Raw genomic sequence first — 22302 nt, 5'->3', positions numbered from 1 at the left:
GGGCGCCGGTTCGGAAATGTTCATGGATCTGTGGCCTTGTATCGGGCAGCGGCCGCCGATGTCCTGCGGCCGCTTCGAAGCAGAGTTGGGCCGGCCCACGCCTCTCCGTCTGCTCGGGCGTCCGATTCGAACTTCGTTCTACACGCCTCGGTCGCCCGCCTCACCCAGCCTGTGCAGCCTGAAAGTTCGCCGTGCCATGAATCCGTACCTGATCCTCGGGCTCGCCATCGGCGCGGAGGTCACCGCCACCCTGGCATTGAAGGCCGCCGAGGGTCTCACCCGCCCGGGGCCGACGGTGATCGTGGCCCTCGGATACGGCACCGCCCTTTGGCTGATGTCGACCAGCATGGACATGCTGCCGATCGGCGTCGTCTACGCGATCTGGTCGGGAATCGGCATGATCGGCGCGGCGCTTGGCGGTGCGTGGCTGTACGGCGAGGCGATCAACCCGACGATGCTGGCGGGCATCGGGGTGATCGCCCTGGGCGTGACCATCCTGGCCGCCGGCCAGGGGCAGCACTGAGGCTCCCGGGGCCGGGCCGGTCCCGAAACGGGACGCCCCCGCCACATCCTCGCCGCGAACGTGCCGTCAAGCTTGGCCTTCGTCCGGTCGGAGCGGAACACCGCCCGACGGGTCAGGCTGGAGGAGCACGGAGCGCGGATGCATGCAGGGTAGCGAGAGGACGAAGGTCGGTTCTGCACTGATCGTTCTGGCGGCGACCGGCGGCCTGGGGGCCTGCAACACCGCGTCGCCGGTGCTCACGACGGGATCGATCCCCGACCGCAAGCCGCCGATGGCCGTCAGCGACGCCGAGCGCGATTGTCTCGGCCGCGCCATGTACTTCGAATCGAATCGGAGCGACAGCGACGGGCTGATCGCCGTCGGCACGGTGGTCATGAACCGGCTCGAGAACGCGATCTTCCCGGGCGGCATCTGCGCGGTGGTCGGGCAGCCGGGACAATTCGCGCCGGGCGTGCTCACCAAGCCGATGCAGGAGAAGGACTTGCTGAAGGTCGCCGATGCCGCCGACGCCGTCCTGGCCGGCGAGCGCCACCCGAAGGTCGGGAAGGCGATGTACTTCCACACCGCGGGCCACCGCTTCCCCTACACAAACATGCACTACGTGGCCGTCGCCGGCGGCAACGCCTTCTATGAGAAGCGCGACAGGCAAACGGCCAAGCTGGAGAAGCAGGAGAAGCCGGGTCAGCAGGACAAGCCGGCCACGCCCGCCCTCCCCGCGACGGCCTTGACCTTCGCGGCTGTGCCCGCGCCGCTGGCTGTCGGCCATTGATCGAGCACGCGTGATCTGATCGCCCCGCTTTGAGGGAGGCCGCGCGATCGCGTTCCGATCAGCCGGCTGCCTCCTCCGCGCGGATCGCGTGCGGGTTCCGGGCCTCCTGCCGGGCCGCCGCCAGCACCCGTTGCCGGCTCCGCGGCTCCCGCAGTGCATCCCACAGGCGGAGCAGTTCCAGGGCCGGCAGCACGTCGCAATCCAGTCCGGATGCGTCTCCGGATTCGGACCCCGATTCCCGGACGAATATATCGACCGGCCTCCCGAGTGCCTGGGCCAGTCTCCCCAGCAGAGCGTCGGCTTGGACGGTCGGGATCATGGGGAATCCTGTTTCTGCGCCGTCGGTCGAACCGGATCCTTGCCTTTAAGTTGTATGCTCGGCATTCAACCAGGTTACTGCCCCGCCATGTCCGACGACGACGGTTTTGACCGCATGGTGGAGGCGGCGATTGCGGCCCATCAGCTCTTGGCCGCGCATGGTACGTCGACGATGCGGCTCCTGTCCCGGCTGCTGCTCATGGAGATCGGCACGGAAATCGCGGCGCGACGCGACTCCGGTACGGCCGCCAACGACAATCCGGATGCGGTGGAGGAATAGAGCCCTTTTCGCCGCCGTGAAGCCGGGCTGCCGGTCATCGGAGGAGCCGGATCGATCCGTAATCATTGGAACCGTGCAATGGAAGGGGCCGCAAATCTGTTGATCGGCCTACCCATCTAAGCGAGCGGCATTTACACCGCGAGCTAACGGCCTAGCTTGTCGGTAGAAACTACCCACGAATCACGGGTCCTTCGCCGATGATCGCGAAACGGGTAGCGCTCGCTGGTGCGCTCCTCCTGCTGAGCATCACGCCCTCGATCTCCCAGTTGCGCCGTCCGATGACGTGCACAGAGGAGGCGTCGGTCAGGCTCGATGCCGCCACCTCTGAAGAGGCGAAGCCGCAGCCCCGCAAGGCCCGGACGTTCTCGGTGGTCTCCAGCGGCGGTCTGCTCACCGTGATCTCGGCGGGACGCTCCGATTATTACGAGTGTCAGCCCGCCTCGCCGCGGCTGAATGAGCGCACGCCGCGCAACGCGATCAAATGTCAGAACGGTGTCTATTTCCTGCTGATCGATCTGAACAGGATGAACTTCGTCGAGGCGCAGCTCAATCCCGAGGAGCGCCAAGAGGTGAAGGTCAGCTACGGGACCTGTCGGACCCTGTAGGAGCGGCGCGGAGCCTCCATTCGCCGCCCTCTCCTGTGCCGAACGCCTGCCGTCGCGGTGGCCGGCCGGGTTAGTCCATGTGGATCAGGACGTAGGCGGCGGCGGCAACGGCCGTGAGGGTGAGGGCGATCAGCAGGGCTGTCTTCCCGGATGGCCCCTCCGGCGGGTCTGGGGCGACGATCATGCGGCTTCTCCAGGCCGGTAAACGGACGAAGACCGCTTTCCGGTTCGATGATCGGCAGGCGGCGGGTCGCCTCTGCCGAAAGACACGGGTCTTTCCGTTGGTTCCCTGGGCCGCGCCGGTCCGCATTCCCGCCGTCCCCGGAGCATCACCGACAGAAGCGCGCCGCGGCCGGTGTCCACTGGCCGAAGCCCGTCGCGACCATGTTCGCCACGACCCGGCAGATATAGATCTTCTGCGCGGCGTTGTTGTGCGGACCGGCATGGTAGCGCGCCACGGCCATGGTCCAGCTGCCCTCGCGCTGCTTCAGATCCCGCAGGAATTGCGTTGCGTAATCTACGTTCGCGTGCGGGTCGATCATGGCCTCGACCGAGCCGAACTTGCCGCCGTGATAGTGGTGATTGATCTGCATGCAGCCGAGATCGATCAGGCGCACCCCCCTGCGGCGCGCCTCGGTGAAGTGGGCGAGCACATCCTGTGGCCCGGTCGCGAAATAGGCCGCCCCGGCGATGTTCATGGCATAGGGTTGGAGCGAGCCGCGCTTGCCTGTCTCCGTGAGGCCGACCGCATAGAGGACGCCGAGGGGGACACCGTAACGGGCCGAGGCGCGGCCCATCTCGGCCTCGCACACATTCGCGGTGGCCGGGACGGCGCTACAGATAAACGCCGCCGTCGCGAGGACGTACCGTCTCATCCATCCGTTCCCCGTCGCGTCTGTCGGTCGCCGGCCGCTGGTCAGCCTGCCGCTGCCTGTCCCCACCGTCGCCCGGTCGGGCACCGCCATCCGTCAAGGCGGATTGGCCCTGTGGCGGGGCCCCTCCGGAAAAGCTCCCGGCCTCGGCCGGTCGAGCCGGTTCGACGGTTACGGCAGCCTGGTAATTGGCCTGCTTGAGCAGGTCGGTGAGGATCGCCGCGTCCCGATGCAGGAGAGCCGCTGTCTCCGGTCGCGAGGCGCGCAGATGCGTCTCGAGCTGGCCGTCCGCGAGCCGCAGCTCCACCGTGACCGTTCCGAGTTCCTCCGGCCTGAGCTGGATCCTGAGCATGCGCAGCGGCCCGTCCGGAGGTGGCCTGACCGCCGGGTCGGCGTGGATCCGCGCTTCCGGCTTCTGGGCGGCCGCAGGGTCGATCGCGTCCGCGATCGCGGACGCGATCGACGGTAGCCCAAGCAGGGGGGAGCCCGGCTCGGCCCGGTCCCCGGCCCGGAGGCCGGAGGCGGGATAGTCCGCCAGAGCGTGTCGGCCGGCTGAGGCCGGGACATCCCTGGCATGTCCGGGTTCCGTCATTCTGACGATCGCGCGGCCGTCCTCCGGTTCAGGGACGTCCGCTCGGTCCGACTCGGCCGTACCATCTCCGAGCCGCAGGCCAGGCTCGATCCGGGCCAGGAGCGGGAGTTTCGGCGCCGCTGCGGCGGCCGAGTCGGGCAATCCGGTCCGGACGGCCGGACCCGCTGCGGCATCGATGTGTGTCGGGGCGGCTGCGGCCGCTGCGGCGATGGCCGGCCCGCTCGAACCCGGTGCGGTGACGGCGGGTACCGGAGCGGCCGGCATCGCGCGGGACGGGACGGGCGCGAAGTGGATGGCGCGGTCGACCACCGCGACTTTCGGTGCGCGTCCGATCCCCGCATCGGTGGCGCCATCGAAGTCCGACCCGGACCCCGCCGGGCCGCCGGCGATCCCGGCTGCAGCGGAGAGCCCGGAACCGGGCGGTGCTGCTCCGGCTGGCCCTTGGATTCCATTCCCGGATTCGGTTGGTGCGGCCGGGGCCGGAGCTTCGGCCGCGCGTGCCGCGCTCAGGATGCCGGCGAGGATTGCGGCACCGTCGCTCGCCGGCACAGCCAGGACGGTCCCCGACCCTGTTCCGGGTCCGGCCTTCGGGTCGGGCTCGCCCGTCCCCTCCGCCTCGTCCGCACCCCAATCGGCGGAGGCAGCTGAGGGGGCGCGGGCGGCCGCCCGCATGACGGCTTCGAAACCGCGCTTCGGCGACGCCTCCGGCGCAGCCTGCGGATCGGCCTCTGGATTGGGCGATGCCACTTCCCGATCGAGCTTCGGGATGGATTTCTGAACCGTGGCGGTGATCGAGGTCACGGGCGCGCCTTGCTGAGCAGCAGATCGACGTGGTCGATGGTCGATTGGGCCTTGGGAATCAGGCTGTCGGGCCTGTCGGCGGACGCCTCTCGCATGTCCCGCGGGGATGCGCTCTCCGCCTCCGGAGTAAGTGATCTGCCCCCGAGACCGCGTCCGATCTCCTCGGCCGTTGAGAGCGCCGTCGCAAGAAGGGGCAGGTCGCCGGCGGGCAGGTTGGACCGGTCCAGGTTCCTCAGCGTCAGCAGCCCGGACTTGAATGTTGCCAGATTCACGATCTCGGCCGCTGCCCGGTATAGTCGGGCCCGGGCCGCTTCCGGGCTCCCGGGCGCGCAGAGCGCCAGCGCCCTGTCGGCGATCAGGAGGGTCGCGGCCGTCTTGCCCTGCCCGATCGCCGTCCGGGCAATCAGCAGGTACAGGTCCCGCCGGCTCTCGGGGTCGAGTTCGCTCAGGATCCGGTTCATCGCCGTGAGGCGCGCCGGGTCCTCGGCGACGTTGAACTGGGTCAGCTGGAAGCCGAGGCGTTGCCGGAAATTGCCGGCATAGACCGAGTGCGGGTAGCGGCGCAGGTACTGGATGGCCAGGGACTCGAACTTCTTCAGGTCGCCGACCTGACCGAGGGTGAAGATCTCGCGGCGCAGAGCCCCCTCCTCAGCCAGGGTTCCCGGCAGGAGCAGCCGAACCCGATCGAGCAGATCGATGGCGCGGACCGGGTTCTCGGTCAGGGTGAGGGAAGCCTGCGTCAGGCCGACGGCGCCGGCCAGCGCCGGCGGCAGGCCCGCCGTGTCGATCTCCCCGAGGAGGCGTCTCGCCTCGCTCGCCCGCCCTTCGATGTAGGCGAGCGCCCCGCGGGCGAGCGACGCCTCGGGTTCGGCGAGATCCTCCCGTGCGATCAGGTGCTGCAGGACGGCCGGGCCGCCGCCGCTCAGGGCGAAGGCCACGGCCGCATGGAGATTGTGCCGATCGGCCCAGACGTCCGGTGCCGCGTTCAAAAGATCCGCGTTGATCCGCGCGATCAACAGGGGCTGGCTTTCGTGGGCGATCAGGGATCCCGCAGCGATACGGTCCTGCAGCAATTGCAAGGTGCGCACCCAGGCGACCGGTCCCCCCGTTCCGGCCGGTGGTGCGACGACTGGCGGCTGGGACGGGATGGGGTCTGGATTCGGCTGACGCTCCACCTGCGGCGCCACCAGCAGCGGAGGCACAGGTTGCGCGACGCCCGGAACCGCGAGCCCGGCGGCGATCAGGCCGATCAGGCCCCGCACGATCCGCCTCATCCCGGAGATCCTTGCAGGAGGATCTCGATCCGACGGTTCTCGGGGGCCTTCGGATCCGCAGCATTGCGCGGCGTCCGGTCGGCCGCCCCCTCGACCCGCCAGATCCGTGCTTCATCAAGGCCGGCCCGGGTCAGCATGTAGGATGCCATGTGGGCGCGCGCCGTCGACAGCCGCCAGTTGTCGTAGACCTCGGAGCGGAACGGGCGGCTGTCGGTATGGCCGCGGATGATGATCCGGCCCGGCCGCGCGGCGATGGCCTTGGCGAGGCGTTCCATCGTCCGTACCAGCTCGGGTCGCGGTTCGGCGGACCCCACCGCGAACATGCTGAAGGACAGGTCGTCCGTCAGGTTGATCAGGATTCCCTCCGGAGTGCCCTGGACGTCGACGCGCGGACCGGGCGTACCGGGGGGCCTTGAGAAGATCCCGGCGATCTCCGCCTTCAGCGCCGCAGCATGATCCGTCGGCGTCGGGGCCGACGGGTTCGCCATGGCCGCCTCGGGCCGTGCCTGCCCGTCCTTGGACTCCATCGTCTTGCTGTCTACCGGCTTGCTTTCAGCCATCCCGGGGCCGACCTCCGGACCAACGACGGCGGCGCCGCCGCGGGCATCGGGCCGGGTCCCGGCCGGCGGCGGCGTGATTCCGACGGGCGCGGAGCGGTCGGATCTCGCCGGGACGAGCGTGGTCACCTGCCAGTAGAGCGGATCGAACGGATCGCGCACCACTTCGCCGCCTCGCCGTCCCGCCTCGCCGAGATCGCCGACCGTGGCGCTCTGCGGCTTATCCGCCTCGGTCTCGGCCGCGAGTCCGGCCAGGACGGCATAGGGATCCTGGAACAGCTCCCGCTCCCGGGCGGCCGAACCCGGTGGCAGCGGTCTGCTCTTGTCCTGCGTACGACCCGCCGTCGCGAATCCGTCCATCCTGCTGTCCGTTGCCGGGTCAGCCGAACTCGGCTGCGGATCGCTCAATCCCTTCCGGACCGGCAGGGCCTCCGACAGGTTGATCGGATTGAAGTAGTTGGCGATGCTGGTGCGGGTTTCCTCATTCGTGGCCCTGGTGAGCCACAGGACGAGGAAAAGCGCCATCAACGTGGTCATGAAGTCGGCCAGGGCGATCTTCCAGACGCCGCCATGGTGGGTGTCATCATCCTCGGCGGGCCGCCGGACGATGATGATCTCGGACTGCTTGTTGGCCATGGTCAGCAATCCTCGACCAGGGCGGCGACGCGCTCACCCCAGGCCTGAAGCCGCGTCTCGATCACGGTGCCGTTCGTCCGGATATGCAGGTCGGGGCCGCCCTCGGTGGTGATGGCGAGTTGGCCGGGCGACAGGTCGAGGCGCCGGGCGAGCGCCGCCACTAGGTCCGGCGGGCCGGTTACCGCCAGCGTCCCCGACTGATCGTCCGCCGCGATCGCCGCGAGCGTTGCGTGCAGGTCGCGGATGGCCTCCTGCTGCAGGGCGGCCGTCAGAAACGGCTGGAGGACGCGCGCCAAGCTCGCGGCCAGGCGCGTCTCCAGAGCCTGAATCTCGGCCGCGAAGGTCTCGACCAGAACCGCTGATTCCGCTTCGACCCAGCGCTCCCGCGCGGCCGTGAGTGCGACGGCTGCGGCTTCCCGCTCCGCGACGGCGGCGGCCTCGGCAGCCCGATGGGCGAGTGCCTCGCCTTCGCGTCGCCCCTCTGCCCGGGCCGCCGCAGCAAGGGCGTCGAGATCCGGCGGTGGCGGTGTTGGTGATTCGGTCTGCGCCCGCTTGGGGGCCAGCGCGGCGAAAGTGGAGGAGGATCGCTGGCCCGCACCCGAGAATACGGTCCAGATCTGGGACGCATCCGCCATCACGCGGCCTCGTCACGGGTAAGCCATTGCTTCAGGATGTTGGCGACCTGCTCCTCGTCGAGATCCACCAGCTGTTCCAGCTTGCGGATCGGCGAGCGCGCCATTTGCTCCGTCAGGTCGGCGATGAGGTTGGGATCGGCGGCTCCCTCGGCCTGCTCTGCCGGGAGCATGTCGAGCGCCTCCCCGCTTTCCGACATGGTAAGCGCCAGTTCTGTGCCGACGTCGGACGGTCGGGCCAGGATCGCGTTGACCGCCGGGCGCAGCCCGAACCAGATGAGCAGGCAGCCCACGATCAGGATCGTGGCCGCGTTGATCAGGGTCCCGGACTGGCGCATCAGCACCTCGCCGAAGCCGAGGGCGGGGACGGGAGCGAGAGGCTGCCCGTCGTTCACGAAGCTCACTGCGGCCACCTTGATCTGGTCGCCGCGCGCCTTGTTGAAGCCGGCCGCCGAGGCCACGAGTTGCTCGATCTCCGCGATCTGCGGGTCGAGTTCGGCTTTGTTCCCGTCCTTTCCGGCCTCCTTGCCCCCTCCTGCCAGGGTCTCAAGCCGGGACCGGTTCACCAGCACGGCGACCGACAGATTCTTGACGGAATAGCCGTCGCTGACCGTCTGGACCGTCTTGGAGGAGATCTCGAAATTGGTCAGCTCCTCGCGGCGCTGGCTCTCGGAATTGGAACTCTCGCTCCCCTCCGCGCGGACGCGCTGGTCGGGCAGGTTCTGCTGGGCCGTGGTCGGCTTCTGCGGCGTGCGGTTCTGAGAATTCTCCGATTCCTTCACGGTTCGGAGCGAGCGCTCCACCTTCTGGTCCGGATTGAAGATCGTCTCGTCGGTCTTGGTCTTGTCGGTGTTCAACCGGGTGACCACGCTGACCTCGAAATTGTTCGGCCCCAGATAGGGGGTGAGCGTCCGGCGGATGTTGTCCTGGATCTCCCGATTGACGGCCTGCTCGAGACTCGCCAAGCGGCCGGCCGGCGCCGTGGTCGTGTCGTCCCCGGCGAGGAGGACGGTTCCGTCCGTATTGAGCACGGTGACCTTGTCGGGCTTCATGCCGGGGATCGCGGCGGCCACGAGCTGGCGGATAGCGGGCGCCACCGTCGGATCGTTGGCAGGCTCCGTGCGCACCACGACGGAGGCCGAGGCGGGCTGCTGCTCGCGGCGGAATGAGCCGGGATCGGGCATCACGATGTGGACCCGCGCCGCCTTCACGCCCTTGAGCGTCTGGATGGTGCGGGCGATCTCTCCCTCAAGGGCCCGCACCCGGGTGATGTCCTGCATGAAGGAGGTCAGGCCGAGGGACCCGAGATCATTGAACAGCTCGTAGCCCGCCTTGCCGCTCTGGGGCAGGCCCTTCTCGGCAAGCAGCATCCGGGCCTGCGCGGTCTGCCCGTAGCTGACCAGGAGGGCCGTGCCGTCCGCGCTGACGTCGAACGGGATGCCGGCCTCCTTGAGCGCGGAGCCCATGCGGCTCACGTCGTCCCGGCTCAGCCCGGAATAGAGGGTCTCGCGGAGCGGGCGGCTGAGATAATAGGCCCCCAGCCCCACCGCGAGGAACACGGTGAGTCCCACCAGCCCGAGCGCGATCAGGCGCCGCGGACCGAGTTCCAGGATGTTGTGCCACAGTTTTTCAATGTGCTCGCGACCGGGCATCGGCGGGACTCAGGCCTCCACATCTGTGGCTCGGCCTAGGCTTGGCCGATCAATCTTGCCCGGGGATGGTGTCATGCACGACCCGGCCCAAAGAAGAGGGCCGCACGCCCGAAGACGCGCGGCCCCGATCCGCCCGTAGGGCGGATGCCGATGCTGCTGAGCGGCCGATCTTACGACCGGAACAGGCTCAGGATCTGCTGCGTGCTCTGGTTGGCGATCGTGAGCGACTGGATGCCGAGCTGCTGCTGGACCTGGAGGGCCTTCAGCTTGGTCGATTCGTCTTCCATGTCGGCGTCAACCAGGATGCCGATGCTCTTCTCGTTGTTCTTGATGAGCGTGTCGACATAGTTCGACTGAGACTGGATGAGGCTCTGCACGGCGCCGAGCTTGGTGGCAACGTCGGTGATGCCCGTCAGAACCTTGTCGGCCATGTTGACGTAGGCGCGCAGCTTGGAGAGATCGCTGTTCTGGATGCCCGCGATGTCGATCGTGTCGACCGACAGCAGATAGGCGTGATTGAAGCCGTTCTCGTCGGCGCCCACGACGGCGTACTTCTTGTCGAGGAGGCCACCCTTGCTGTCGACACCCGCGGTTGCGCCCGCGTTGGTGGTCTTGACGGTGTTCTGGTAAGTCGCCATCGCCGTATTGTAGGTGGCGGTCGCCGCATCGCGGGTCGCGACGGCAGCCGCATCTTTGGCGCTGTTGTTGAAGGCGGCGATTGCAGCGTCGTAGGTCGCCTGGGCCGTGTTGCGCGTGGCGATGGCGGCGGTCGCAGCCGCGCTGCCCGACACCGTCACACCGGTCGTGCCCGCCGACGCGCCCGTGAAGACCTTGGCGTCGTAGAGCTTGGTCTCGTCGAGATTCACCGAGACGGTGCCGACCGCGATCTGGCCCTGGACGCGGCTGAACGAGGCGACGATCTTGCGGTCGGCCGAATAGTTGCCGGCGCCCGAATCGGTGGAGAGCCACGATTCGCCGTTCAGGGTCGCGCTGGTGGCCGAGGTCCGCAGGTCGGTCTGACGCGCGTTGATTTCCGACTGGATCTTGTTGCGATCCACGCTCGGGCTCAGCGCCGAGGTCAGCTTGTTCTTGAGATCCAGGAACGTCGTCCGGACCTGCTCAAGGCCGTTGATGGCAGAATTGACGGTGGCGAGACCGAGGCCGATCGCGTCCTTCACGGCACCGAGCGAGCCGTTGTCGGCGCGGATGGTGGTGGCGATCGACCAGTAGGCAGCGTTGTCAGCGGCGGTCGCCACCTTCAGGCCGGTCGAGACGCGGTTGCTGGACTTCTCCAGATCCTGATTCGTGATCTTGAGGGTGGTGAGCGCCGTCATCGCGGCGGTGTTGGTCAACAGGCTCGACATAAAGATGTCCCTTCGGAAAAAATCACGGTGGTGGGACATGCCGGGTTTTCGCCGGCATAGCAGAGCGACATCATGTCTATGATCCGAGCGGCGAGGCTTGACGGATCAATCTGCTATGAATAGCGCCGGCAACGATCTTGAAATCTCAGTTTCAAGATCGCCTATCTGCTCGGCAGCAAGACTGAAATGGACAAGCTCCGGAAGAAAGTCAACACCTATCTTGTCCTGCCCGGTAAGAAGATTATTTTTGTGTTCATGGGAAGGATTTTACGGAATAGGTCAGAAATATGATCTGACGAGGCCGCTGATAAGTAGGTTCCATCCATCGATCAGGACGAAGAAGAGGATCTTGAATGGTAGCGAGATCACGGTCGGCGGCAGCATCATCATACCCATCGACATGACGAGCACGGCGATAACCATGTCGATGACGAGGAACGGCAGCGCGATCAGGAACCCGATCTCGAACCCGCGACGCAGCTCCGAGATCATGAAGGCCGGGATCAGCACCCGGAGGTCGGTCCGGCCGCCGTCCGGCGCCCGCGGGAGATTCGCTGCCGCGATCTCCGCAAAGGTGTCGAGGTCCTTCGGGCGAACATGGGCCAGCATGAACTCCCGGAACGGCGCCGTCACCTTGGCGAAGGCCTCCTCCTCGGTGATCCGATTCTCGGTGAGCGGGCGGACCCCGTCCTGCCATGCCCGGTCGAAGGTCGGCCCCATGACGTAGAAGGTCATGAACAGCGACAGGCTGATGAGCACCAGATTCGCCGGAGCGCTCTGCAGGCCGAGCCCCGAGCGCAGGAACGACAGCGCGACCACGAATCGCGTGAAGCTGGTCACCATGACGAGGAGGCCGGGCGCGATCGACAGCACGGTCATCAGCGCGATGAGCTGGATCATCCGCCCGCTGACGGATCCGTTCCCGGGGGGCAGCACCTGATCGAGGCCGAAGCTCTGGGCGCTCGCAGCCGTGGCGACGAGGAGCAGCGGGCTCGCCAGAAAGACGCGACGCAGCATGGCGTGACCGGTCCTGATGTTCTTCGGCCATGCCCGCGGGAAGGGCCGAGGCGGCGCCCTACTGGACGACGAGCGTTTCGATGAAGAAGTCGCGGGCCTGGCCCTTGCTGCGGACCTGGACGCGCTCGGTCAGGTCCTCGCGCAGGTGGCTCAGCCCGCTCGGCCCCTCGATCTGGGCCACTGTCAGGGTGCGCAGATAGCCGAGGATGTCCTGGCGGATCTCGGCGACCATGGCCTGGGGATTCGCGAAGGTCCCGGTCTTCACGACGACCGAGGCTTCGAGGCGGACCCAGACGTCACCGGGGCCCGCCAGATTCGTCACGATGGTGCCGAGGCTGGTGACGGTGGAACCCGTATCGTAGGTGACCACCCGCTGGAGGTTCTCCTCCTCGGCCCGCTTCCGCTCGTCCACGGCCTTCTCGACCTGACCGATCAGGTAGAGGCCGCTCACGCCTCCGGCTCCGACCGCCAGGGCGGTGAGCAGTGCGAGCAGCAGCAGCCAGCGGAGCTGCGCGCGGCGGGAGACAGCGTCGGACGCCATGGATCAGGTCCGTTTCGGCTCAGAACGGCGAGACCAGGTCATAGACCTGCTGGACCACGGCGGGCTGCTGCACCTCCATGAGGCGCCCTCGTCCGCCATAGGAAACCCGCGCCTCCGCGATCTTGTCGTAGTCGATCGTGTTCCGCCGGGAGATGTCCCGCGGCCGCACGATGCCGGCGATGTTGAGGACCCGGACCTCGAAGTTGACCCGAACCTCCTGGGAGCCGCTGATCAGCAGGTTGCCGTTGGGGAACACGTGGGTAACGACGGCGGCCACGGAGAGCCGGAGCTGCTCCTTGCGGTCGATGCTGCCCTGCCCCTTCGTCGACGAATTGCCGTTCACCTCGTAATGGTTCTTCGATTCCGGCGTGAGGCCGAACAGGTCGAACTGGAGATCGACGCTCGACTTGGCCCGCGAGTCGCGCGACCGATCGGTGGCGTTGTCGAACTGCGCCTTGTCGTTCATCGCGATGAGAACGGTCACGACGTCGCCGACATTCTTGGCGCGGGGGTCCTGGAACAGGTCGGCGCTCTGCTGGGCCCAGGTCGAGTGGTAGCCCTGCGCCTGCGACGCGACCGCCAGCGGCGGCACCGCATCGTGATTCGGATCGATGCCGAATCCCACGGGCGTCAGGGCCGGCGCCCGGCCGATCTCTTGGACGGGCGTCGCGCAAGCCCCGAGAGTCGTGAGCGCCGCGATGGCGGCCAGTCGCTTCATCCTGATGTCTCGCTGTCCTGCGGGCGGCGCCCGCCCGCGTCCGATCGCGGCTCGGGCGGCGCTTTGACGGCCGCGTCGGGCCTGGGCGGCACCACGTTCTTCGGTGGCGTGTTGGTGATGACGTTGGCCAGGCGCGCCGCCCGGCCGGGCTCCATCTCGTTCATGATCGCGCTGGCGATGCGCGCGTCGAGACGGGTCAGGATGGCGGCAGCCGCCTCGCTCTCCATGGCGGTCAGCTGCTGCGCCGCGGAATCCGGCCGCATCTTGGCGTAGATCGCCGTGACGCTCTCGTCGGCCTTGGCCAGGAAGGCCTGCCGGCGCTTCAGCCAATCCTCGTATTCGGCGCGCTTGGCCTCGAGCTGGCCGATCCGCACCTCGATATCCTTGGATAAGGCCGTGAGCGTCTCCTTCTGCCAAGCGAGGCGGGCGTCGGCCGCGGCATTGGCGATGCCGGCGCAATATTGCGTCGGTCGTCCGTCGTCCGCCTTGCTGACATCGCCGGGTTTGGGCTCGGCCGTCGCCTGGGTCGCGGCCAGCAGGGCAGCCGCCGCGAGGGAGAGACGAAGCCGGCGATTCGGGCTGTTCACGCCGAGGCGGCGCGCGCGGGCCGGACAAATCATTGGATCACGAGCTCCGCCTGGAGGGCGCCCGCCGTCTTCACCGCCTGGAGGATGGCGATCACGTCCGTTGGCTTCATCCCGACATTGTTCAGGCCCCGGATCAGGGTCTGGAGGTCGGGCCCCGAAACGATGGCCAGGCGGGCCATCTGCTCGCCCGCCTCGATATCGGTGCGGGGCACCACGGTCGTCTGGCCGTCGGAGAACGGCGCGGGCTGGGATACCTGCGGCGTCTCTGTGATGCGCACCGTGAGATCGCCGTGCGTCACCGCCACGGTGGAAACCTGCACGTTCCGGCCGATGACGACGGTGCCGGTCCGCTGGTCGATCACCACCTTGGCGGGGATGTCCGGCTGAACCTGCAACTCGCCGATCTCCGCCATGAACCGCGTCCGGCCGACATGGCCGGGGCGGGACAGGACGACGGTCCGGAAGTCGCGCGGGCTCGCCGCGCGCCGCCCGTATTTTTGCAGCGTGTAGGCGTTGATCGCGTCGGCGATCAGGACGGCGGTGTGGAAATCCGGGTTCTTCAGCTCGAGGGCCATGCCCGGAAGCTCGCTGAACGTGCCGGCGACCGCGCGCTCCACCAGGGCGCCGTTCGGGACCCGCGCAGCCGTCGCCACCCCGGAGACCAACGATTCCGCTTGGCCCGTGGCGCTGAAGCCCGAGACCACGAGGGCACCCTGGGCGACCGCGTAGACCTGCCCGTCACCACCCGAGAGCGGCGTCATCAGCAGGGTGCCGCCGCGCAGCGACGTGGCATCGCCCATGGAATTCACGGAGACGTCGACCCGCGATCCCGGCTCGACATAGGCCGGAAGGTTGGCCGTCACCATCACGGCCGCGACGTTCCGGGTCCGCAGCCGCTGATCGCGGACGTTGATGCCCAGCCGATCGAGCATCGACTGCAGGGATTGCTCCGTGAACTGCGCGTTGCGCAGCGTGTCGCCGGTGCTCTGCAGGCCAGTCACGAGCCCGTAGCCGACAATCTGGTTGTCGCGCACGCCCTGGAGCGCGGCGATGTCCTTGATCCGCGTCGCCGCCGCGGGCGCCGGCCACAGGCTGAGGCCGGCCATGAGGAGGAGGATCAGCCTGCGCATCATGGCTGCCCCGTCCGCACCCGCCCGTCCGGCTGGACGATGCCCGGGACGATCCGCCCGGTGGCGCTGTTCCGGACGCTGACCGCCTCGTTCACCGCCGCGTTCGCCAGGGCCGTGCCCTGGGTCGTGATCACGACGCCATGCTCCTCGAATACGATCACGGTCGGCCCGCCCCGGGTCACCAGTTTGGCCTCCTCCAGGGCGATCACCGGGATCGTCTCGCCGGGCAGGAGTGTGCGCCGTGCGATCCGGCCCATGGCCCGCGCCACCGTATCGACCACCGGTAAGCGCGGCCGATAGCTCTCCGGAAAGTCCTGCTCGCGCAGCATCATCGGCTTGATGACGTCGCCCGCGTAGATCGTCGCCACCGGTACCGGCAGCCTCTGCTCTGCGGCGATGGCGGCACCGGACCCGAGGCCCAGCGCCCAGGCGGTGGCCAGCATTCGGGCCGTCCGCGCCGCGATCCCCCCGGGGCGAGCGTGTCGAGTCATGATGTTAGCGGATGCCCTTCGAGATCGTGCCGGCCATCTCGTCCGCGGCCTGGATCACCTTCGAGTTCATCTCGAAGGCCCGTTGGGCCGAGATCAGGCTGGTGATCTCCCGGACCGGGTCGACGTTGGAGGTCTCCAGATAGCCCTGGTGGATCTTGCCGAAGCCCGGGTCGCCGGCGAAACCGGTCACCGGAAGACCTGAGGCCGCGGTCTCGCGGTACAGGCCGTTGCCCAGAGGCTCGAGCCCGGCATCGTTGGTGAAATTGGCGATCTGAAGCTGGCCGATCGTCTGCGGCAGCTGCTGCCCGTCGACCTTGACCATCACTTGCCCGGTCTCGTTGACCACCACATCGACGGCGTTCTGCGGGATGATGATCGCCGGATCGACGCTGTAGCCCTCCGCCGTGACCAGCCGGCCGTCGGCATTCTTGTTGAAGGAGCCGGCGCGCGTGTAGTTGATCTCGCCGTTCGGCATCGTCACCTGGAACCAGCCCCGGCCGTTGAGGGCGAGATCGAGGGGATTGGTCGTGTTGGTGAGCGGGCCCTGCCGGTGCAGGTTCCGGATCGCGGTATTGCGCACGCCGAGGCCGAGCATGGCGCCCTCGGGGATCGCCGATTCGCCGGCCTGGATCGGGACGCCCGCGGGCCGCTCGGCCTGGTAGATCAGGTCCTTGAATTCGGCGCGGGCCGCCTTGAACGCCGTGGTGTTCAGGTTCGAGATGTTGTTGGCGATGACTTCGACGTTCAGCTGCTGGGCGTTCATGCCCGTGGCCGCGATGGCGAGCGCTCTCATGATCAGGTCCTTGCGCCGGAGAGGAAGGTGATGACGGGTCGGGGGCCGGCGGCGCCGCGTTCCGGGGTCGCCGCGGGGCCGCGTCGGATCGCCATGTTGGAGCGCCGTGTCAGAGCGCCGTGTCAGATCGCCATGCGGACGATCTCCAGGTAGGCGGCGACGACCTTGTCGCGGATCGCCACCGCCGTCTGGAGGGTCTGCTCGGCGGACATCACCGCCTCGACCACCGCCTGGGTCGAGGCCTTACCCTGGATCCCGGAGATCGCGGTCGCCTCGCCAGTCTTCACGGTGTCCCGCATCTGGCCCGCGATCTGGGTCAGGAGGTCGCCGAAATTGGACGCGGGTGAAGCGGGCGAGGCCGGGCGGACCCCCGGCATCGCCAGGCCGAGTTCGGTCGCACCGAAGACGCCGTTCTTGTCGGTAACGCTGGTGAGGGCGGCAAGCGTCTGGATCATCACGGCCTCAGGAGTTCGATGAGGCCGGCGACCATCGAGCGGGTCTGCTTGATCATCTGCAGATTGGCCTCGTACGAGCGGTTGGCCTCCCGCATGTCGGCCATCTCGATCAGCATGTTCACGTTCGGCAGCTTGACGTTGCCGTCGGCGTCAGCGGCCGGGTTGCCGGGATCGTACGCGATCCGGAACGGCGCCTTGTCCTGTCCGATCTGGCGCACCGCGACCGCCGCGGTCCCGGAGGCCCGATCGAGGGCCGTGCGGAACGTGATCGTCTTGCGGGTATAGGGATCGGAGCCCGCGGACAGACCCGTCGACTGGGCGTTGGCGATGTTCTCCGCGATGACGCGCAAGCGCTCGGATTGTGCCTCCATGCCGGAGCCCGCGATCCGCGAGGAGGCGGCCAGGGGATCGATCATTGCGCATTCCTCACGCTCAAGGCCAGCATCCGGTTGAAGGCCTTGACCACGCCGCCGTTGAGCGCCTGATCCCGGCTCACCTCGCCGGACTTCATCAGCTGTTCCTCGATGCTGACCGAGTTGCCGGAATGGACGATGTCCCAACCGTCCTTGGAGGCCGCCCGGGCCGGCCGCGCGCCGGGACCGTCGATCTCGAGATGGCCGGGCTGACTCGCCGCCATCGACAGGACCGTCTTGTCCAGCAGATCCCGGAACGGGGTCAGGTCGCGGGCGCGGTACCCGGGGGTGTTCGCGTTCGCGATGTTTCCTGAGATCACGGCCTGACGCGCCGCAAGGTGTTGCAGCTGACGCGATGCGAGGTTGAACAGAAAAATCGGGTTCATGACCTGTCGGCTTTCCGGCGTGGCAAGTTCGGCGGCAGCGTTGTTGCCCTGTCCGGGAACATTGCCCAGCCGAAGACGTCGGTTCGACCGACTGCTCCAGCGTGGCTGTTTCCTGACGGTGGATCTTTGCGTGCGCTGTCTTGTCCGAAGCTTGCGGCGGCGCGCGGCCAGCCGCTCGAAGCTTGCAACGGCACGGCCACCCCTCGCCGAGCGGGCTGCTGTGCCGTGACTTCTAGTGCCGCCGGGACTGAGCCCATGCGCTTCTGTGCGGTCGGTCAGGTGACGAACGCGTATCCCAGGTAGCGTCGAACCTCGATCGGGTCGAAGCTCAGCCTGTTCCGGAGCTTCTTGCGAAGCTTGCTGATGTGCCCCTCGATCACGCTCTCGTCCACGTCGCTCGTGAAGGCGCCGTACACCGCGTTGAAGACCTGCTCCTTGGTCATCCGGCGGCCGCGGTTGCGGACAAGGAACTCGAGGATCTGACGCTCGCGGCGCGGCAGCGCCATCTTCTCCCCGTCGATATCGGGATCACGGCCGTCGAAATACACTCTGATCCGCGCGGTCCGGTCCGACACCGCCGGGTCCCTGGCTGATGCGCGCTGCGCACGCCGCCACACGGCCTCGGTCCGGGCCAGGATTTCCCGGACATGAACCGGCTTCCGGACGACGTCGTCGATGCCGGCCCCGAAGAGGTCGAGGGTTTCGGTCAGGCAGCGCGTCTCGATCATCGCGATGATCGGTGCGGGTGAGCGCCTCTGGATCATTTCCGGCAGATCAGAGCGCTGCTCACAATCGCCCAGCAGGAAGCCCTGGACGGCGTCGAGATCCGTTCCCGGGGCCGTTTGAAGCCAGTCCTCGAAATCGCTTGCCAATAATCCGACGGACGTTACGCCTTCTCTACTAAAGTTTGCAACGTATCCGTCTGTAACCATCGGTCGCTCATCGACAATGACGTACATTGTCACAAGACTCCGTCGTTATATAAACACGAGTAAACGTCTTTCTCACCAAAGACGAGAAATCTTTGTCTGACTTCTGTTCCATGCCGTAAGAGATGTTGCCGGTCAACTCTGCCGTAAGGAGTGGTCGCGCTAGAAAAATGCTTGAATGCATCTGAAAAAGACAATCTTGTCGAAAATTTTATCCAATCGGAACCGGAAAATATGTCCCTTTATCGTGGAAGACGGGGTCTGTGCGGCTCCAGGCCGCGCGCTCCGATGACGGCTCACCGTGTTCCCTCGTGCTGCAGCGCCTCGCGTCCGGGCCGATGAGCGATCGATCCCTCCGCTCCGCCGTTCCGGCCCAGCAAGGTGCGGCCGTCTCCGCGCCCGGGGCGGATCACGTCGTCGACAACCGCAACCGCTGGTCACGGGTGAGTCTCACATTCGAGGGGCTGGAGGCGGAGCGCTGGTATGAGTTCGACGCATACATGGTCTGTTCCGCGGACGAGACGGCGTCGACGGCTCAGGATTTCGCCGCGCTCGGATTTGCCTTCCGGGCGCAGGATCGCTCCGAGATCGACTTCGCGCGTGTCGCCGGACTGGGGCGGACATCGATCGATGCGCACGGGGACTGGCTGGCCGGCCCGGCGGCGGAGGGCGGCGAGGCCCGGGCGATCCGCATCCGCCGCCGCTTCTACCTGCCGACGCCCGCCGCGGCAGTAACCGTGATCATCCGCAGCTGGCGCAACGACCAACCGTTCCGCATCCTCGATCCCGCGATCCGCCCAGCCCAGCCCGATGCGGCGAGCGCCGATGGCATCGACCTGCTCCGGAGCGGCCTCTCGCGGGATGGCCGGATCCGCCTCGGCCCGCAGCCCATTTGGTTCCGGCACGGGCTGGTGCCGGGACGCGGACTCGTCGTCAAGGGACAGGTGATCGCCCAGGGGGCGACGGAGGGCGTGCTGGCCCGCTTGGCCTTCCACGATGTGGGCGGCGACCTGATTCCGCCCCCCTACCCCGATACCCTGGCCACGCTGGCGGTTCCGGCCTTCCTGGATATCCCGGTGCACCGGCAGGCCTACCGTTTCACCCTGAAGATCTCACCGCCGGCACGTGCGGCGACGCTGGAAATCGGGTTCGCCACCTGGGAATCGGATCCGGAGGTCGCCCTCGTGGCCGAGCCGGACGTGTTCCTCGACGATGACCTGCGGCTGGCAAACCTGGCGGATGATGCGATGCCGGGCGCCGCGGCTTTCCTGGCGCGGCTCCTCGGTCGGCTCGGGGGCGCTCGAATTCCGGCCGCCGCGGCCGAGGGCGCCGCCGCGGAGACGATCCATCCCTATCTCGATCCCGCCCGCCTGTCGGGGCAGCCCGCGCCGCTGCGTCGCTGCGCGCTCCTGCGGGAAGGTCCTGATGCCTGCGGCTGGGCGGAGGGGAACGTGCGTCTCGCGTCCCAGCCGGCCTGGGCGCTCCCGGAGGCGCCCGACTGGGCGGCCGATCCGTTCCGGTCGCATGCATGGCGCTTGGCATTTCACAGCCTGGCCTGGATTTGGGGCGCGGCCGAGAGCCCGGACCGGACGATGCGAGGCCGCGCGGTTGCCGTCGCCCTGTCCTGGTCCGATGCGAATCCGTGGGGGCAGCCGGCGGATGTGCTGAACCTGCATCCCACCTGCATGGCCCAGCGCCTGGAGGCGATGCTGGCCCTCCTGGGTGCCGCTGCGCGGGACGCGGATGAGCGCGCCGTGGCAATTCTGGGGGGCGAGATCGTGCGGCACGCCATCGCCCTGGCGGAGATCCTCGCCCAGAACACGCTGGCGGGCTCAATGCTGGAGCTTCAGGTGGCGGCCGCGCTGCTGACCACGGGTCTTGCCCTCCCCGCCTTCCCGCTGGCGCCACACTGGACCGGCCTTGCGCTGGCCGCCCTCCAGAGCGGCTTCGAGGCGCTGATCGATCCCGACGGCGTCATCGCGGAGCCCTCCTATCACCGCCGCCTCGAGATCCTCACCCTCGCCCTGGCTCTGCTGCCGATTCTGGAAGCCAGGCCGGATCTGGCCTCCCTGGCCGCGAGTCTCGAGCCGCGCCTCGCGAACGCGTGGGTCAGCCTTGTCGACCTGTTCGAGCCGGACGGTGTCCTGCCGCCGTTCGACGACGCACCCGATCCCGGCGGCCGCAATCGCTGGCTGGACCGGCTGGCGGCCTCTCGGATCCGGCCCTGGATAGCCGGTCCGCCCCCGGGGCCCGGAGCCGTGCATGCAGGCCCCGCTTTTCCGGCGGCGGCCCGGCCCGGAACCCTGCTCGCCCGCCGGCAGGACGCGGGTACGGGATGGTCCGCCTTCACGGCGGATTACGGCCCTCAACTTCACCCCCAGGACCACCGCGACTGTACGTCGTTCACCTTCGGCACCGGCGGCCTCCGGTGGATCACGGAAGGCGGCGGCCGGCAGCCAGCGGCACGGGCTCACAACGTCGCCATCCCGGACGGGCGCGAGCCGGGGGCGGGAACAGGCGTCCCGCAAGCCTCCTTCGGCCTCGGCGATGCCACCGTCCACCTCATCGCGACGACCGTGCACGGGCCCAATTACCGGCACCTCCGGGCCTTCGTCCTGCTGGAGGACTTATCCGGCGTGGCCGTCCTCGACCGGTTCCTGACGGAGAGCCGCCCCCTCTCGGTGCAGGGCTTCCTGCATCTCGATCCGGCGGTAACGGTCGCCCTGGACTCATCCCGGCGGGTGTTCGGCCTTCGTGGTGCGCGGCAGCTCCACATCGTACCGGTCGCGATCGCCGGCCGAGTCAACGATGTCGGAGTGAGCCGCGCCTGGGCCGCACCGCAGGCCGCCGATCGGGAGCCTGCCGCCGGAACGGTCCTGACCTACGATCTGTCGGGCCGGGAGCACGTGGCAGGCGGCCTGCTGATCGCCGCGTCCGCGGAGGGCGTCGGGCGGCTCCTGCGCACGGTCGAAGGCGAGGCGTTCCGCCAACGGCTCACGGAGTGAGCCGGCTCGCACATTCGACCTGCGGGTGCCTCGCTTGCGGGTGCCTCGGCGATAGGGATAGGCGGCGGGCGCTCTCCGCCACGCCGTCGGCCTTGCGTCGAACGGCCGTCGCGCGGTCGAGGCCCCTCTGGCTCCGGATGGCCTCAGCTCCGGATATCTTTCTTGGTCACGAAGTTGAAGTTCTCGACCATGACGTCCCGGACGACCTCGGAACCGAGCCGCTCGTTGACGCGCCGCTTGATCTCGTCCAGGCGCTTGTTGATGTCGTATTTCTTGATTTTGCGGAAATCGAGTTCGCTGTCGGTGTAGATCTGACGGAAGGACTCGTCCATGACGAATGGCGCCGGGGTGACGCCCATGCCCTTGATCAGCCGCGAATCGGCCGTGAAGACGATCGTCGCGATGATGTAGCCCTGGACGCTGCCGTCCGCGATAATTGGAATATTGAGCGGGCGCAGCTTCTGGTAGGTCAGCGTGTCCAGATACTCCTCGGCCTTGGGCTTCGGCAGGGCCGGCATCCAGACGCTCACCGCGTAGCTGGACAGGACCGTGATGGCGCAGATCCAGAGACCGGTGATGACGATTCGGGTCACGGGCTCTTACTCCGGATGGCGCAAGGTGGCCGAGTAGGTCCCGTCCGATTCCGCGCTCTGGATCATGGTCGCGACGATGTCGGAAACCTCCTGCATGGCGCGCAGGTGGATGCCCAGTAATTCGTGGTTGCGCCGGAGCTTGGCGCGGACACGCTCCAGCCCGGCGATCTCCGGCGGGCTCAGCCGGGACGCGTCGATGGTCCGGCCGAGCCGCGCGAGTTCGACGAGGCTCTGGCTCTTGCGGCGGTTGAAGTCGTCCTGATCGTGCAGGTCGTGCACCGCGAGCGCGGCGGTCTCCGCGTCGATGGTGGCTTCGAGGCGGCTCAAGGATGACAGCAGCATGGTCGATGTCCGTTATAGAGGGGCGCG

Annotated in this window: 26 protein-coding genes; 5 read left to right on the top strand and 21 right to left on the bottom strand. The window is 67.9% G+C overall.

What is annotated here, in order from left to right:
- Positions 1 to 196: 196 nt before the first annotated feature.
- Together BLT59_RS03130 and BLT59_RS03125 are read left to right on the top strand one after the other, a co-directional pair.
- Entirely contained in the window at positions 197 to 523 is a 327-nt protein-coding gene (locus BLT59_RS03130) for a DMT family transporter (protein ID WP_091776424.1), read from the top strand.
- Between the two features lie 142 nt (positions 524 to 665).
- A complete protein-coding gene (locus tag BLT59_RS03125; RefSeq protein WP_091776422.1) occupies positions 666 to 1292 on the top strand; it encodes a cell wall hydrolase in 627 nt (208 codons plus the stop codon).
- 58 nt (positions 1293 to 1350) lie between these two features.
- Here the strand turns inward: BLT59_RS03125 and BLT59_RS03120 are convergent, their stop codons facing one another.
- Positions 1351 to 1611, bottom strand: coding sequence for a hypothetical protein (locus BLT59_RS03120; protein WP_091776419.1), 261 nt, complete (start codon positions 1609 to 1611; stop codon positions 1351 to 1353).
- An 87-nt stretch (positions 1612 to 1698) separates the two neighbouring features.
- Here BLT59_RS03120 and BLT59_RS03115 point away from each other — a divergent pair, with 87 nt between their 5' ends.
- Both BLT59_RS03115 and BLT59_RS03110 read left to right on the top strand, forming a co-directional pair.
- Positions 1699 to 1890, top strand: a complete 192-nt coding sequence (locus tag BLT59_RS03115) for a hypothetical protein (protein ID WP_091776566.1) — start codon at positions 1699 to 1701, stop codon at positions 1888 to 1890.
- Positions 1891 to 2087: 197 nt separating this feature from the next.
- A complete protein-coding gene (locus BLT59_RS03110) occupies positions 2088 to 2495 on the top strand; it encodes a hypothetical protein (RefSeq protein ID WP_091776416.1) in 408 nt (135 codons plus the stop codon).
- A gap of 329 nt (positions 2496 to 2824) precedes the next feature.
- On the opposite strand, the gene BLT59_RS03105 is transcribed toward BLT59_RS03110, so the two are convergent.
- The 18 genes from BLT59_RS03105 to BLT59_RS03020 form a co-directional block, all read right to left on the bottom strand.
- Positions 2825 to 3370 carry a transglycosylase SLT domain-containing protein gene (locus BLT59_RS03105; RefSeq protein ID WP_091776413.1) on the bottom strand — a complete coding sequence of 182 codons (546 nt, stop codon included), beginning with the start codon at positions 3368 to 3370 and terminating at the stop codon, positions 2825 to 2827.
- Complete coding sequence (locus BLT59_RS03100) at positions 3330 to 4760, bottom strand: flagellar hook-length control protein FliK (protein ID WP_091776410.1); 1431 nt, start codon at positions 4758 to 4760, stop codon at positions 3330 to 3332. The genes BLT59_RS03105 and BLT59_RS03100 overlap by 41 nt, the downstream gene beginning before the upstream one ends.
- Complete coding sequence (locus BLT59_RS03095; RefSeq protein WP_091776407.1) at positions 4757 to 6034, bottom strand: chemotaxis protein; 1278 nt, start codon at positions 6032 to 6034, stop codon at positions 4757 to 4759. The genes BLT59_RS03100 and BLT59_RS03095 overlap by 4 nt, the downstream gene beginning before the upstream one ends.
- Entirely contained in the window at positions 6031 to 7227 is a 1197-nt protein-coding gene (locus tag BLT59_RS03090) for a MotB family protein (protein ID WP_091776404.1), read from the bottom strand. The genes BLT59_RS03095 and BLT59_RS03090 overlap by 4 nt, the downstream gene beginning before the upstream one ends.
- 2 nt (positions 7228 to 7229) lie before the next feature.
- Positions 7230 to 7862, bottom strand: coding sequence for a hypothetical protein (locus BLT59_RS03085; protein WP_091776401.1), 633 nt, complete (start codon positions 7860 to 7862; stop codon positions 7230 to 7232).
- Positions 7862 to 9511: a flagellar basal-body MS-ring/collar protein FliF gene (gene fliF / locus BLT59_RS03080; RefSeq protein WP_091776397.1), complete on the bottom strand. Its 1650-nt coding sequence runs from the start codon at positions 9509 to 9511 to the stop codon at positions 7862 to 7864. The genes BLT59_RS03085 and fliF overlap by 1 nt, the downstream gene beginning before the upstream one ends.
- A 170-nt stretch (positions 9512 to 9681) precedes the next feature.
- Positions 9682 to 10875, bottom strand: a complete 1194-nt coding sequence (locus BLT59_RS03075; RefSeq protein ID WP_175543914.1) for a flagellin N-terminal helical domain-containing protein — start codon at positions 10873 to 10875, stop codon at positions 9682 to 9684.
- Between the two features lie 279 nt (positions 10876 to 11154).
- The gene (gene fliP, locus BLT59_RS03070) at positions 11155 to 11892 is read right to left on the bottom strand and encodes a flagellar type III secretion system pore protein FliP (RefSeq protein WP_091776392.1); all 738 of its coding nucleotides are present in this window, start codon (positions 11890 to 11892) and stop codon (positions 11155 to 11157) included.
- Positions 11893 to 11950: 58 nt separating this feature from the next.
- Entirely contained in the window at positions 11951 to 12433 is a 483-nt protein-coding gene (locus BLT59_RS03065) for a flagellar basal body-associated FliL family protein (RefSeq protein WP_091776389.1), read from the bottom strand.
- Between the two features lie 19 nt (positions 12434 to 12452).
- Positions 12453 to 13151: a flagellar basal body L-ring protein FlgH gene (gene flgH / locus BLT59_RS03060; protein ID WP_091776385.1), complete on the bottom strand. Its 699-nt coding sequence runs from the start codon at positions 13149 to 13151 to the stop codon at positions 12453 to 12455.
- Complete coding sequence (locus BLT59_RS03055) at positions 13148 to 13771, bottom strand: MotE family protein (RefSeq protein ID WP_175543913.1); 624 nt, start codon at positions 13769 to 13771, stop codon at positions 13148 to 13150. The genes flgH and BLT59_RS03055 overlap by 4 nt, the downstream gene beginning before the upstream one ends.
- Positions 13768 to 14871 (bottom strand): flagellar basal body P-ring protein FlgI, encoded by a 1104-nt coding sequence (gene flgI, locus BLT59_RS03050; RefSeq protein WP_091776381.1) that lies wholly within the window; start codon positions 14869 to 14871, stop codon positions 13768 to 13770. The genes BLT59_RS03055 and flgI overlap by 4 nt, the downstream gene beginning before the upstream one ends.
- A complete protein-coding gene (gene flgA / locus BLT59_RS03045; RefSeq protein ID WP_244513803.1) occupies positions 14868 to 15311 on the bottom strand; it encodes a flagellar basal body P-ring formation chaperone FlgA in 444 nt (147 codons plus the stop codon). Before flgA ends, flgI begins: the two co-directional genes overlap by 4 nt.
- A gap of 52 nt (positions 15312 to 15363) precedes the next feature.
- On the bottom strand, positions 15364 to 16152 hold the full coding sequence (gene flgG, locus BLT59_RS03040) for a flagellar basal-body rod protein FlgG (RefSeq protein WP_091776376.1): 789 nt from the start codon (positions 16150 to 16152) through the stop codon (positions 15364 to 15366).
- Between the two features lie 122 nt (positions 16153 to 16274).
- Positions 16275 to 16607, bottom strand: a complete 333-nt coding sequence (locus BLT59_RS03035; RefSeq protein WP_091776373.1) for a flagellar hook-basal body complex protein FliE — start codon at positions 16605 to 16607, stop codon at positions 16275 to 16277.
- Entirely contained in the window at positions 16607 to 17023 is a 417-nt protein-coding gene (gene flgC, locus BLT59_RS03030) for a flagellar basal body rod protein FlgC (protein WP_091776370.1), read from the bottom strand. The genes BLT59_RS03035 and flgC overlap by 1 nt, the downstream gene beginning before the upstream one ends.
- Positions 17020 to 17406 carry a flagellar basal body rod protein FlgB gene (gene flgB, locus BLT59_RS03025; RefSeq protein WP_091776367.1) on the bottom strand — a complete coding sequence of 129 codons (387 nt, stop codon included), beginning with the start codon at positions 17404 to 17406 and terminating at the stop codon, positions 17020 to 17022. The genes flgC and flgB overlap by 4 nt, the downstream gene beginning before the upstream one ends.
- 275 nt (positions 17407 to 17681) lie before the next feature.
- Positions 17682 to 18365, bottom strand: a complete 684-nt coding sequence (locus BLT59_RS03020; RefSeq protein ID WP_091776365.1) for a response regulator transcription factor — start codon at positions 18363 to 18365, stop codon at positions 17682 to 17684.
- Positions 18366 to 18673: 308 nt separating this feature from the next.
- Here BLT59_RS03020 and BLT59_RS03015 point away from each other — a divergent pair, with 308 nt between their 5' ends.
- Positions 18674 to 21340 (top strand): heparinase II/III family protein, encoded by a 2667-nt coding sequence (locus BLT59_RS03015; protein ID WP_139173897.1) that lies wholly within the window; start codon positions 18674 to 18676, stop codon positions 21338 to 21340.
- 143 nt (positions 21341 to 21483) lie between these two features.
- Here the strand turns inward: BLT59_RS03015 and BLT59_RS03010 are convergent, their stop codons facing one another.
- Together BLT59_RS03010 and BLT59_RS03005 are read right to left on the bottom strand one after the other, a co-directional pair.
- Positions 21484 to 21933, bottom strand: a complete 450-nt coding sequence (locus BLT59_RS03010) for a hypothetical protein (RefSeq protein ID WP_091776360.1) — start codon at positions 21931 to 21933, stop codon at positions 21484 to 21486.
- 6 nt (positions 21934 to 21939) lie between these two features.
- The gene (locus BLT59_RS03005; protein ID WP_091776357.1) at positions 21940 to 22275 is read right to left on the bottom strand and encodes a flagellar protein FlgN; all 336 of its coding nucleotides are present in this window, start codon (positions 22273 to 22275) and stop codon (positions 21940 to 21942) included.
- Positions 22276 to 22302 lie beyond the last annotated feature (27 nt).

This window comes from Methylobacterium sp. UNC378MF (assembly GCF_900103195.1).
Lineage (GTDB): Bacteria > Pseudomonadota > Alphaproteobacteria > Rhizobiales > Beijerinckiaceae > Methylobacterium.
Note: the sequence above shows the minus strand (reverse complement) of the source record. Positions and strands in the feature narration are given on the sequence as shown.